Source organism: Desulfosalsimonas sp. (assembly GCF_055149105.1).
The window spans coordinates 43,261-55,701 of sequence record NZ_JBSRLA010000018.1 but is presented as its reverse complement, the minus strand read 5'-3'; the positions used below and the strand labels follow the sequence as shown (position 1 = coordinate 55,701).

General features: G+C 57.4%; 11 protein-coding genes. All 11 read left to right on the top strand.

Translation table 11 applies throughout. The annotated features are described in order from the left end of the window. The first annotated feature begins 557 nt into the window (after window positions 1-557). Entirely contained in the window at window positions 558-2,357 is a 1,800-nt protein-coding gene (locus ACTCIA_RS06410; protein WP_463000973.1) for a hydantoinase/oxoprolinase family protein, read from the top strand. After that, window positions 2,351-3,667: a histone deacetylase family protein gene (locus tag ACTCIA_RS06405; protein WP_463000972.1), complete on the top strand. Its 1,317-nt coding sequence runs from the start codon at window positions 2,351-2,353 to the stop codon at window positions 3,665-3,667. The genes ACTCIA_RS06410 and ACTCIA_RS06405 overlap by 7 nt, the downstream gene beginning before the upstream one ends. Window positions 3,668-3,682: 15 nt before the next feature. Then, window positions 3,683-4,603, top strand: a complete 921-nt coding sequence (epmA, locus tag ACTCIA_RS06400; protein WP_463000971.1) for an EF-P lysine aminoacylase EpmA — start codon at window positions 3,683-3,685, stop codon at window positions 4,601-4,603. Window positions 4,604-4,749: 146 nt separating this feature from the next. Next, window positions 4,750-5,364, top strand: a complete 615-nt coding sequence (locus ACTCIA_RS06395) for a transglycosylase SLT domain-containing protein (protein WP_463000970.1) — start codon at window positions 4,750-4,752, stop codon at window positions 5,362-5,364. A 12-nt stretch (window positions 5,365-5,376) separates the two neighbouring features. Next, entirely contained in the window at window positions 5,377-6,066 is a 690-nt protein-coding gene (locus ACTCIA_RS06390; RefSeq protein WP_463000969.1) for a hypothetical protein, read from the top strand. A 98-nt stretch (window positions 6,067-6,164) separates the two neighbouring features. Further along, window positions 6,165-7,832, top strand: a complete 1,668-nt coding sequence (argS, locus tag ACTCIA_RS06385) for an arginine--tRNA ligase (RefSeq protein WP_463000974.1) — start codon at window positions 6,165-6,167, stop codon at window positions 7,830-7,832. A 20-nt stretch (window positions 7,833-7,852) separates the two neighbouring features. Then, window positions 7,853-8,536: an SPOR domain-containing protein gene (locus tag ACTCIA_RS06380; RefSeq protein ID WP_463000968.1), complete on the top strand. Its 684-nt coding sequence runs from the start codon at window positions 7,853-7,855 to the stop codon at window positions 8,534-8,536. A 63-nt stretch (window positions 8,537-8,599) separates the two neighbouring features. Beyond that, window positions 8,600-8,887 carry an Asp-tRNA(Asn)/Glu-tRNA(Gln) amidotransferase subunit GatC gene (gatC, locus tag ACTCIA_RS06375; protein WP_463000967.1) on the top strand — a complete coding sequence of 96 codons (288 nt, stop codon included), beginning with the start codon at window positions 8,600-8,602 and terminating at the stop codon, window positions 8,885-8,887. A 27-nt stretch (window positions 8,888-8,914) separates the two neighbouring features. Then, window positions 8,915-10,393 (top strand): Asp-tRNA(Asn)/Glu-tRNA(Gln) amidotransferase subunit GatA, encoded by a 1,479-nt coding sequence (gatA, locus tag ACTCIA_RS06370; RefSeq protein ID WP_463000966.1) that lies wholly within the window; start codon window positions 8,915-8,917, stop codon window positions 10,391-10,393. 47 nt (window positions 10,394-10,440) lie between these two features. Continuing rightward, window positions 10,441-10,629 carry a hypothetical protein gene (locus ACTCIA_RS06365; RefSeq protein ID WP_410268428.1) on the top strand — a complete coding sequence of 63 codons (189 nt, stop codon included), beginning with the start codon at window positions 10,441-10,443 and terminating at the stop codon, window positions 10,627-10,629. A 21-nt stretch (window positions 10,630-10,650) separates the two neighbouring features. Further along, on the top strand, window positions 10,651-12,441 hold the full coding sequence (gene mutL / locus ACTCIA_RS06360; RefSeq protein ID WP_463000965.1) for a DNA mismatch repair endonuclease MutL: 1,791 nt from the start codon (window positions 10,651-10,653) through the stop codon (window positions 12,439-12,441).

Below are 12,441 nucleotides of genomic sequence, written 5' to 3'. Positions count from 1 at the left end.
AAAAAGCTTTTTACCGCGTCCGCTGTTTGTCAGGAAGGAAGCCCTGCGGCCGGGGTCAGTTTTTTCGCTCCTGACCGTTTACGGATTCAGCCAATGCCTACGCTTAAAATTTCAAAAACTCGGCCTGTCGGCCTCAAACAATTTGAAATTTTTTAGCTCCGGCATTTGCTGAATTTTTCCGTAAACGCTCAATGTCGCTTCAAAAACCGACCCCGTCCTTGGGCTTCCCTGGAAACGCTCTTCCGGGACCGAGAAAGTTTTTCTGCAAGCACTGGCATTTTTCCACGAAAAATGCAAATTGTAAACGCCTGTTCCTATCGCGTAAGCTTGGCCGCAGGGCTTCCTTCCTGACAAACCTGACGGGCGCCGGCCATGAGGCGGTCCGGTGGGGGCGGTTTGCGAGTCGCATTGAGCGCGCAAGCGGTCAGCAGGGAGCAAACCGCCACCACCGGCCCGCATCATGCGAAAACCCCTAAAAGACAGCCGATAAGCATCTGCACAAAGCAGGATGAAATTTACTGCCCGTTGCCCGGCGCCCGATGATTCGGTTGACAACGATGATCATATCGGTTAGCAATGTCATAGACACGCATTGTCCGGCCAGCCGCCGGATACGCCGAAACGATCCCATAGACCAGGGGCAGACCATGATCATCGGATTAGATGTTGGCGGAACCCATACCGACGTTGTTCTTGTGGGCGAAAACGGCCTGGAAAGACGGATCAAGGTGCCAACCGACACATCGGCGCTTTTTGATGCGGTTTTCTCCGGCCTGGAACACATTACCCGCGATATCGATATCAGTCAAATTTCCCACGCGGTTTTGAGCACCACCCTGACCACAAACGCCATTGTACAGGACAAGCTTCCGGCCGTGGGCATGATCGTGACCTCCGGGCCCGGAATCGACCCGGAAAATTTCCGCACCTGCGAGCACTATTACCGGGTGGCCGGGGCAATGGATCACAGCGGCAGGGAGATTTTAAAGCCCGATGAAAAGGCAGTGGAAGATGCCGCATCCCGCATGCGGGATTCAGGCATCGAGTACGTGGGCGTGGTGGGCAAATTTTCCATTCGCAACCCGGCCCATGAAAAACGCATCCGGGAAATCATTTCCCCCATGTTTGAAAAGGTCTTTCTCGGGCACAACGTCTCGGGCAACTTCAGCTTTCCCCGCCGCATCACCACGGCTTTTTTAAACGCATCCGTCTATCCCCTGCACAAACGCTTCTTTGAGGCCGTCCGGCAATCCCTGGACAAAAAAGGCATCCAGATACCCATCTATATCCTCAAGGCAGACGGCGGGACCATGGATTTTGAAACCTCCATTGACTTTCCCGGCCAGTCGATTCTCTCCGGACCGGCGGCAAGCGTGATGGGCTCCATCGGTTTTGCCGCAGATGACGAAGAGACCATTGTGCTCGATATCGGCGGCACAACCACGGATATGGCCGTGCTCATCAATGGCGTGCCTGTGCTGGCACCCTACGGAATCGAAATCGCTGAACACAAAACCCTGATCCGGGCCCTGCACTCCTATTCCGTGGGCCTGGGCGGTGACAGCACGGTGCGGGTGGAACACGGACACCTGTTTATCGGACCGGACAGAACCGGTCCGGCCATGGCCTATGACGGCCCGGAACCCACGCCCACAGACGCTCTTTTTGTCCTGGGCAAGGCCCAAAACGGCGACCGGGAAAAGGCGGAAAAAGGCATTGAGGCCATTGCACAGCTTCTGGGAGTTTCCACCGCTGAAGCCGCCCGGCGAATATTTGACCAGACCTGCCGGGAAATTCTGGATTCCGCCCGGCAAATGGTGAGCCTGATCAACAGCAGGCCCGTTTACACGGTGCGCGAGGCCCTGCACGGCCACCAGATCAAGCCCACCCGGCTTCTGGTACTCGGCGGGCCGGCACCCATGTTTGCAGAAAATTTTACGGCTGTTTCTGATTACCAGGTTAGCGTGGTACCGCACTGGGACGTGGCCAACGCCGTGGGCACGGCCCTTTCGCGCACCACATGCGAAGTGACCCTGTTTGCAGACACCTACAAGCTCGAGGCCTCGGCCCCTGAGGAAATGTTTATCCAGGCGCTCAAGCCGGGTTTTACAATGGCTGATGCCACGGAAATGGCCACGGAACTGCTGGAGAAAAAAGCCCTCAGGGAAGGGGCCAGCTCAGGCGACCTTGTCACCGATGTCACCGAGGCGCTGGAATTTAACATGGTGCGCGATTTCCGGATGATCGGCAAAAACATCCGCATCAAGGTCCAGGTCCGGCCCGGACTCATCGGCCAGTATGAAAAGATCATTGCGCAAATCAAAAAACAATCCCGAAACGGAGATCACCCATGCTAAAGGCCAAGACCCATACGGGCCTGGTTTTTTTCCCGGCATACGACTGGGCCATCAGCGCCACTCACCCGGAGCGCGAAGAGCGCCTTCTCTACACCCAGGACCAGATCTCCGAGGAGGGCCTTCTTGACGTTGAAGGCATTGACGAATTCAAGGCCGGTGTGGTGGATATCAAGGATGTACAGCGGGTTCATTTCTGCGTGCCGGATGCCAGAAGCGTTATGACCGAATCGCATTTCATCAGCGCCGGGGGTGCCAAAACCATTGGCAAGGCCAAAATGGACGGTCTTGTGGATCGCGGATTTGCCCTGGTCAGGCCCCCGGGCCACCACGCCATGCGCGTGGTCCACGGCGGAAGGGGGTTTTGCAACGTCAACAACGAAGCCATCATGATCGAATACCTCCGCCAGGCCTACGGAGTCGACCGGGTGGCCATCATTGACACGGACTGTCATCACGGCGACGGCACCCAGGACATTTACTGGCATGATCCGGACACATTGTTTATCTCCATGCACCAGGACGGCCGAACCCTGTTTCCGGGCACGGGCTTTAACAATGAAACCGGCGGTCCCACGGCTGCGGGCACAACCTTAAACATTCCGCTTCCGCCCTATACCTCGGAAGAAGGTTTTCTCACCGTGCTGGAAAAAGCCGTGCTGCCCATACTCCAGGAGTTCAAACCGGATCTGATCGTCAACTCCGCCGGCCAGGACAATCATTTCACAGACCCGCTGACCAACATGAATTTTTCCGCCAAGGGTTATGCGGATCTCACCGCCCGGCTCAAGCCCGACATTGCCGTGCTCGAAGGCGGATACTCCATTGAAAGCGCCCTTCCCTACGTCAATGTCGGCCTCATTCTGGCCATGGCCGGCATGGATTACAGCCACGTGGTGGAACCCGAGTACTCGGCCGAACGTCTCCGCCAGGGCCCCAGCATCACCGCAACCATTGAAAAAACCTGCCAGCAGGTCATAGATACCTGGAACGACCGGCAAAACATCCGCATCCGCATGCAGGAAAACGTAATTTATGCCGAGCGCCACAATACCGTTTTTTACGACACGGACGGATTTTATGAATCCCAGCATGAAACCCTCCAGGTGTGCCGGGAGTGCAGCGGTGTTTTGAAAATCGACTCTTCCGTGGAAAGAAAAATGCGGGTGCTGGCTGTCCACATTCCCCGCAAAGCCTGTGAAAACTGCCGCAAAACCGGATACCAATGGTTTGAAAAAACCGACATGGGCCCCTATGACATGATCCTGCTCCAGGACCGGCCTGAAGACCAGTACCGGGTGCGAAAAAAATAGGACGGCCCGGCTGCTATGACCGCGTTTCGTCAACAGGGGCTCCGCCACTGCCTGCAGATCCGTCACCGGCTGTTAAATGCGGTTCGCGCCTTTTTCTGCCGCCACGATTTTCTGGAGGTGGAAACCCCGGTGCGCACACCTGCACCCGCGCCCGAAGCCCACATTGAGGCCATCTCAGCTGACGGCGCCTTTTTGCAGACCTCCCCTGAACTCTACATGAAACGCCTGCTTGCTGCCGGGTATCCCCGGATTTTTCAGATCTGCAAGACCTTCCGTGCAAAGGAGCGCGGAAGCCGGCACCTGCCGGAGTTCACCATGCTGGAATGGTATGCGGCCGATTTTACCTATCATGAGATGATGAACCAGACCGAAAGCCTGATCCGCGAGACCTGTGAAAAGGTCCTGGGAACCCGGCATCTCAGGCGCCACGGCACGGTTATCCGCCTGGACCGGCCATGGCCCAAGATTACGGTCGAAAAGGCTTTTCAGCGCTTTACAAACACCACCATGGAAGCGGCACTTGCAGACCAGAGCTTTGACGAGCGTATGGCCCTGGAAATCGAGCCCGCTTTGGATCCCGCAAGACCCATATTTTTATACGATTACCCGGCGGAAAAAGCCGCTCTGGCCCGCCTCAGAAATGATAACCCCCATGTGGCCGAACGCTTTGAAGCCTATATCGGAGGGTTGGAAATCTGCAACGGATTTTCCGAACTCATTGATCCGGACCAGCAGCGCCGGCGCTTTGAGGCGGAACTGCAGCGGCGTCAGAAACAGGGCCTTGCCGCCGGCCCGATGCCCGAGGCCTTTCTTGCCGCCCTGGGCCAAATGCCGCCGGCCGCAGGCAATGCCCTGGGCATTGACCGGCTGGCCATGCTGCTTGCCAACGCTGAAACCATCGATGAAGTATCCGCCTTTGTGCCCGAAGAGGATTGAACCGGATTGTGTGCCCACCCTTCTTTTACTTGACCCCGCATAGGGATTTCATGTATACAATATAATAAATTTCGGGCATAACTATCGGAAAAGCGGCCCTTTCGGCCAGCAGCACCCAAACGGTTTTTTTGCCATTGACACGGCCCATGACTGCCAGAACCCGGAGCCTATCCGCAAATTTTTTTTGTTTTCTGACCGCCGGCCTTGCGTGCCTGGCCTTTGCCTGCCTGACGCCAAGCCCCGCCCGGGCGGAAATGTATATGTATATTGACGACAAAGGCGGATATCATTTCACGGATAGCCCCAAATCAGCGGATTACATACCAACCCCGCATCTTGAAGCACCCCGGCCGCCGGTGCAGTCAGGGATGCGGTATACTGAAATAATCAAAAGCATTGCAGCTACTTACGGGGTGCGGCCGGAACTGGTGCAGGCCGTAATCCGGGTGGAATCCGGATTCAACCCCACGGCGGTTTCCCGGGCCGGAGCCCGGGGGCTGATGCAGATCATGCCGGTACACATTAAAAAACACCGGATTTCAGACCCTTTTGATCCCAGGCAGAACATCACCGCCGGGACCCGCTATTTAAGCGGTCTGCTCAAGCGCTACAACGGGGATTTGAACCTGAGTCTTGCGGCATACAACGCCGGGCCCTCCAGGGTGGATCACTACAAGGGCATCCCGCCTTACCCCGAGACCCGGCAGTACGTGCAAAAGGTGATTTCCTGCTACAAACAATACCGCAGAGAGGAAAAATAAGCCGCCAATACCATGCCCATAAGCCAACCCAAACCAGTGAGCCACATCGATGCCCTGGGCAAGATTTACCGCCTGTATGACGACTACATGGGCAGCTTCTCCTTTGCCTGCGAGAAATTCTGCGCCGAATGCTGCACCACGGCCATTACCCTGACCAGTCTGGAAGGCCGGTTCATTGATCATTTCTTAGACGGGCAGAAAAAGGCGGCCTTATACCAGCAGATGCGCGGCCATCTCCATACCCCCCGGTATCAGCCGGCCATGACCACCAACGCCTATGCCCAAATGTGTCTGGAGAACAAAACCCCGGCCGAAGAAGCCCCGCCGGAACCGTCTTTGCCTTGTCCTTTGCTGGAAAACGACCTTTGCTCCATTTATCCGACCCGTCCGTTTGGCTGCCGGTGCATGGTTTCTTTCTCCAAATGCCGGAACACCGGAAGCGCCCATATCGATGAGCTGACATTGACTGTCAACACTCTTTTTCTCCAGGTCATCGAGCACCTGGACCAATCCGGTTTTTTTGGCAGTCTCATTGACGTAATGCTCTGTCTGGGATCTGATCCCGCGCATATGGCCAAAAAATGCGTCACCATAACCAACCGGCCTGTCAGCCAACTGATGATCCCCCCTGAACACCGGGAAAAAATCCATCCCCTGCTCGACACCCTAAACCACATCCTCTCGCGCACCGCCCAAGGGTAACGCCCTGCAATGACTCCTTGACTTGGCCTGAAAAAACACTTAAAAGTTTAGATTTTACCATTGCTTAAACCCATTGCAAGGACAGTTGCAAGCCAATGATCAAACAACGCGTGAAACAAATGGTGCTTAATGCGGCCCGCACCGCCCATGCGGCCGGGGTACTGGCATCAGACGATTTTCCGGATATCATACTGGAAGAACCCAAAACCGGTGCCCACGGCGATCTTGCCACCAATTTCGCCATGGCCGGGGCTGCAGCCCAGAAAATGGCCCCGCGCAAAATCGCAGAAGCTGTTGCGGAGCATATCACCGACCCGGATGGCCTGATTGAAAAAACCGAAATCGCCGGACCCGGGTTCATCAATTTTTTCATCCGCCCCTCGGCCTGGCTGCCGGTAATCCATGAAATCCACCAGCAGGACAGGGCCTATGGGGCCGAAAACCTTGGCGACGGGCAAAAGGTCCAGGTGGAATTTGTCAGCGCCAATCCCACCGGCCCCCTTCACATCGGCCACGGCCGGGGAGCGGTGGTGGGCGACAGCATAGCCGCGCTGCTGGATTTCTGCGGATACCGCGTGGAGCGGGAATATTATATCAATGATGCCGGCCGCCAGATCCTGACCTTGGGCAGATCCGTGTATCTGCGCTGCTGCCAGCTTGCCGGGCAGAATGTGGAATTTCCCGAAGACGCCTATCAGGGCGATTACATCAAAGACATTGCCCGATCCGTGATCGCGGAAAAAGGCCAAAGCCTTTTTGACATGCCCCGGAACAAGGCTGAAAAAGAGCTTGCCGGGCAGGCTGCAGAACAAATCCTGGCCGGCATCCGGCAGGATCTTGAAAATCTGGGGGTTTGTTTTGACCGCTGGTACAGCGAGCAAAGCCTATATGATGCCGGCAAGGTGGAAGCGGCCATCGCGTTTTTGAGACAAAAGGATCTGATTTATGAGCGCGAAGGGGCCCTGTGGTTTTGCGCCACCGCGTTCGGAGACGAAAAAGACCGGGTGGTGGTGCGCCAAAACGGCCAGACCACCTATTTTGCCTCAGACATTGCCTATCACCTGGAAAAATACCAGCGCGGGTATGACCGGGTCGTTGATGTGTGGGGCGCGGATCATCACGGGTACGTGCCCCGGCTGACCGCCGCCATCTCGGCCATGGGCAGACAGAGCAACCAGTTTACCGTCATTCTCACCCAGCTGGTCAATCTGCTGCGCAAGGGCCGGCCGGTTTCCATGTCCACCCGGGCCGGCCAGTTTGTCACCCTCAGCGACGTTGTCAGCGAGGTGGGCCGGGATGCGGCCCGGTTTATCTTTCTGACCCGGCACCATGAAAGCCCCCTGGATTTTGACCTGGAGGTGGCCAAGGCCAAAACCAACGACAACCCGGTGTATTACGTACAATATGTTCATGCCCGGATTTCAAGCATTTGCAAAAAGGCTGCAGACGAAAACCCGGATGTGCAAAAAAGCCCGGAACCCGCGGACCTGCAGCGGCTGAGCGAAGCCGAGGAAATCGCTTTGATCAAAAAAATGGGAAAATACCCGGAGGTTCTCTCCGGTGCCGCCGCCCTCATGGAGCCCCACCGGATCGCCTACTATCTTATGGATCTTGCGGCATTGTTTCATGCCTATTATAATAAGCACCGGGTGCTTACCGATGACACACAGCTGAGCAAGGCCCGCCTGCACCTGGTGGTGGCCGTGCAGAAGGTGATTCGAAACGGCCTGAAACTGCTCGGGGTCAGCACCCCGGAAATCATGTAGCAGGAACTGTAAAAAAAATCATGGGCGGCAGTTTTCCCAAAACCGATTCCTTCAGCAGCCGCGGAAGCACTTCCGGCTGGGTACTGATGATTTTTATTGCCTCAGGATGCATGTTTATCCTTGGGGTCCTGGTGGGGCGAAATTCCGCACCACTGCATTTTGACATGCAGCACCTGGACGAAAAGCTGTCCCAGCTGCAAAGCAGCGTTCTCTCCGAGCCCGGAGAACAGCAGGGCACTGACGGGCGGCTGCCGGATGACATTTCCTTTGAATTTTACGACCGGCTCAGGGAAAAATCAGAGATCGACGAGCATGCTCAGGGACGGCCCCGGGTACTGACACCAAAACACCCGAAACCGGATCTGGCAGAAAGCAGGATCCAGCCGCCCCGGGCCAAGCCGGCCGCCGAACCGGTGCCGGCCCAGCCTGCTTCAACGGAAGTGACCGAGCCGGATTCCAGGAAATTATACGCCATCCAGGTGGCATCCCTGCGCGACAGACAAAAAGCCGAAACCGTGAAAAACAAATACAAAAACAAGGGCTATCCCGCTTTTACCCAGAAGGCCGCAGTGGAAGGCCAGGGCCGTTGGCACAGGGTGCGCATCGGCCCCTACACCAACCGAAGCCAGGCGGAAAACGATCTGACCCGGCTCCAGAAAGCCGGCGTGGATGCCATGCTTCTGCCCCATGAGCCGGGGTTTTGACAATTTTTCAGCGCGGCCGGGATTTAAGGGAAAAGCGGCAATAACCGCCCGAAAGGAAAATCCATGAAAATTTCCAGAGAAGAAGTGGCCCACGTGGCCGCACTGGCCCGGCTGACCATCGATGAAACCGACGTGGACGGTTTTGCCCGCAACCTGGGCGATATCCTGGCCTATGCCGAAAGCGTAAGCCGGGTGGATACCACGGGTGTATCGCCCACGGCCCATGCCGTGGAAATCTGCAATGCCTTCAGACACGATGAAGTGGCCGGCCATCTCGAAGCCCAAAACACCATGGCCAACGCCCCGGAATCAGAAGACGGCAGCTTTGTGGTCCCCAGGGTCATTGAATAGTCATCCAGTAACAGAAAAGAGCCGACCATGACATCGACCAAACTATATGAGCTGACCATCCATGAAGCCAAAGGGCTTCTGGCCAAACGGCAAATCAGCGCCCGGGAGTTAACCGATGCGGTTTTCGGCCGCATCCGGCAGCTGGACCCGGAAATCGGCGCTTATATCACAGTGGCCGAAGATACAGCCAGACAGCAGGCCAAACAGGCCGATGCCCACTTCCGGCAGGGAAGCGCCGGCCCGCTTACGGGAATCCCCCTGGGCATCAAGGATCTGATCTGCACAAAAGGGATTGCCACCACGTGCGCATCCCGCATGCTGGCCGATTTTGTGCCCCCTTACAATGCAACGGTCATGGAAAAACTGTTTTCCGCAGGCGCGGTCATGACCGGCAAACTCAACATGGACGAATTTGCCATGGGCTCGTCCACGGAAAATTCCGCGTTTCAGATCACCCGCAATCCCTGGGACCGATCCCGGACCCCGGGGGGCTCCAGCGGGGGCTCTGCTGCGGCCGTGGCAGCCGACATGTGCCTGGGCGCCCTGGGATCGGACACTGGCGGCTCCATCCGACAGCCTGCGGCCCATTGCGGGGTGGTGGGGTTAAAACCCACCTACGGCCGGGTTTCGCGCTACGGACTGGTGGCCTTTGCCTCGTCTCTGGACCAGATCGGCCCCCTTGCCAAGGATGTCACGGATGCGGCCATCCTTCTCGGGGCCATTTCCGGCCATGACCCCAAAGACGCCACCTGCGCCAAAAATGATGTGCCCGACTATACGGCCGGGCTGGATGCCGGGATCAAGGGCCTGACCTTCGGCATTCCGGTGGAATACCAAAACACCGAGGGCATGGACCCCGGGGTCAAAGCGGCGGTGGAAAAGGCGGTTTCACAGCTCACTGATGCCGGAGCCAAATGCGTGGAAATCTCCCTTCCGCATACTGAGCATGCCGTGGCCGCCTATTATTTGATCGCCCCGGCAGAAGCCAGTTCCAACCTGGCCCGCTACGACGGGGTCAAGTACGGATTCCGGCACAAGGAGGCCGGAAGTTTGAAGCAGATGTATGAACAAACCCGCTCCAGGGGGTTTGGCCCTGAGGTCAAGCGGCGGGTTCTGCTGGGCACTTACGCCCTTTCAGCGGGATATTACGATGCCTATTACAAAAAAGCCTCCCAGGTCAGGACCCTGATCCGAAATGATTTTGCCGCTGCATTTCAAACCTGCGACATCATTGTTTCCCCCACGGCCCCCACACCGGCATTCGGCCTGGGCGAGAAAACCGATGACCCGCTGCAGATGTATCTGTCTGACATTTTCACATTGTCGGCCAACCTGGCCGGAATTCCCGGCCTGTCGCTTCCGTGCGGGTTTTCCGAAAGCGGACTGCCCATCGGCCTGCAGATGATGGCCCCGCACTTTGCCGAAGCCAGACTATTGCAGGCAGCATACGCCTTTGAACAGGCCGCCGGGATCTGTGGTCAGAAGCCGGATCTGCCGGCGGCTTAAAAACAGCGCTTAACACCAGACCCAAACCCGAAAGGGGGAAAATCCTGATGCAGCCCAAAAAGGAAGATTTACGAAAAGCAGTGAAATGGATCGGCCAGGTCAAAAAATACGAACGCCCGGATGCGCCCAACCAGGACCTGGTGGAGGAGGCCTCCAGAAAATTTGATCTTTCGCCCACTGACACCGAATTTCTGTATCGTTTTCTCCGGGGAGAAGTGGATGCCCCCGGCCAGTAACCCGCCCGGGAGGCTATGGAAATGACAGCCATCCGCATTCTGCCGGAAATTTTGTCCAATCAGATCGCAGCCGGCGAGGTGGTGGAGCGGCCGGCCTCCGTGGTCAAGGAACTGCTGGAAAACGCCATTGACGCCCAAAGCGACCGGATCCGGGTGGAAATCGAGCAGGGCGGCCGCTCCCTGATCCGGGTTTCTGACAACGGAGCCGGCATGGACCAGGACAATGCCCTGCTCTCCATAGAGCGTTACGCCACCAGCAAGATCCGAAACGCCCAAGACCTGCACGCCATTTCCAGCCTGGGATTCAGGGGCGAGGCCCTGCCCAGCATTGCCGCGGTTTCCCGCTTTCGCATGGTCACCCGCAGCCGGCAGGCCGATGCCGCCACCGAGATCCTTGTCGACGGCGGAAAAATCAAGGCGGTCAACCAGACCGGGGCCCCGGCCGGCACCCTGATCAGTGTCAGCCAGCTTTTTTTCAACACCCCGGCCCGGCGCAAATTTTTAAAAACCGTGAACACGGAAATGGGCCATATTTCCGAAACCGTTGCCTGTATTGCCCTTTCCCGGCCTGATATCGGATTCCAGCTTTTGCACAACAAAAAGCCGGTCCGGGACTGGCCCAAGACTGCAGAGCCGGCCGAACGGGTGGCCGATGTCCTTGGCAGCGAGTTTTCGTCTTTGCTTTATCCCCTGGCATACAGCGACCCCCGGACCCGGATATCGGGCTGGGTGGCTGACCCCTCTGCCACCCGCAGTTCCACAGCCCGGATCTACGTGTTTGTCAACGGCCGGTTTATCCGGGACCGCGGCATTATCTACGCCCTTTGCGAAGGCTTTCGGGGGCGGCTCATGAAGGGCCGTTTTCCGGTGGCGGTGGTATTTCTGGAGGTGCCGGCGGAAGAAGTGGATGTCAATGTGCACCCGGCCAAGCAGGAAGTGCGGTTTTTACATCAAAAAGACGTGATTGGGGCCGTGCGCAGGGCTGTTGAAAACACCTGGCAGCGCCCGCAGCCGCGCCCCGCGGCCCGCATGGAAAAAAAGGATTTGCCCTGGGAGCAGACAAACCTGTTTGAGCCCAAAGCCGCATACCAGCAAGGTTCACAGACACCCGAATCCATCCCGGCGCCTTCTCCTGAACCGCAAACCCGGGTTCAGGTCCCGGTCTCTTCAAAAGCCCCGGCCGAAACTTCTCCCGGGGCCGCCCCGGTGCCGCATCAATCCGGTTTTTTTGCAGATGCGGCCATCATCGGCCAGTTCCGCAACACCTATATTATCTGCGAGAGACCCGATGAGCTTCTCCTGGTGGACCAGCACGCCGCCCATGAGCGGATTTTATACGAGCAGCTGGCGGCTGCGGGCCAAAATCAGGCAACCCCTCCGGCCCAGCGGCTGTTGATGCCCGAAACTGTTGAGCTCACCTACCGGCAGGTTCCGGTCATCGAGCAGCTACTTGGAGAATTTAAGGCCATGGGTTTTGAAATCGAGCCTTTCGGGGACCGGACCTTTGTGGTCCAGGCCGTGCCGGAAATGCTCGGGGGCGAGGGCATCGGCCGGCTTGTGGCCGACATGGCCGAAGCCGCGGAAACCACGGGCGCGGCCCCGGAGCTTTCCCGGCTCAAAGACAAGTGCATCATTGTCATGGCCTGCCACGGGGCCATCCGGGCCAACCAGAGACTTGTGCCCGAACAGATGACCGCCCTGCTCAAAGATCTCGATGCCTGCCAAAACCCCTTTCACTGCCCCCACGGCCGGCCCACGGTGATCCGGTGGCCGGTTTCGCACCTGGAAAAGCGGTTTCACCGGATCGTATAA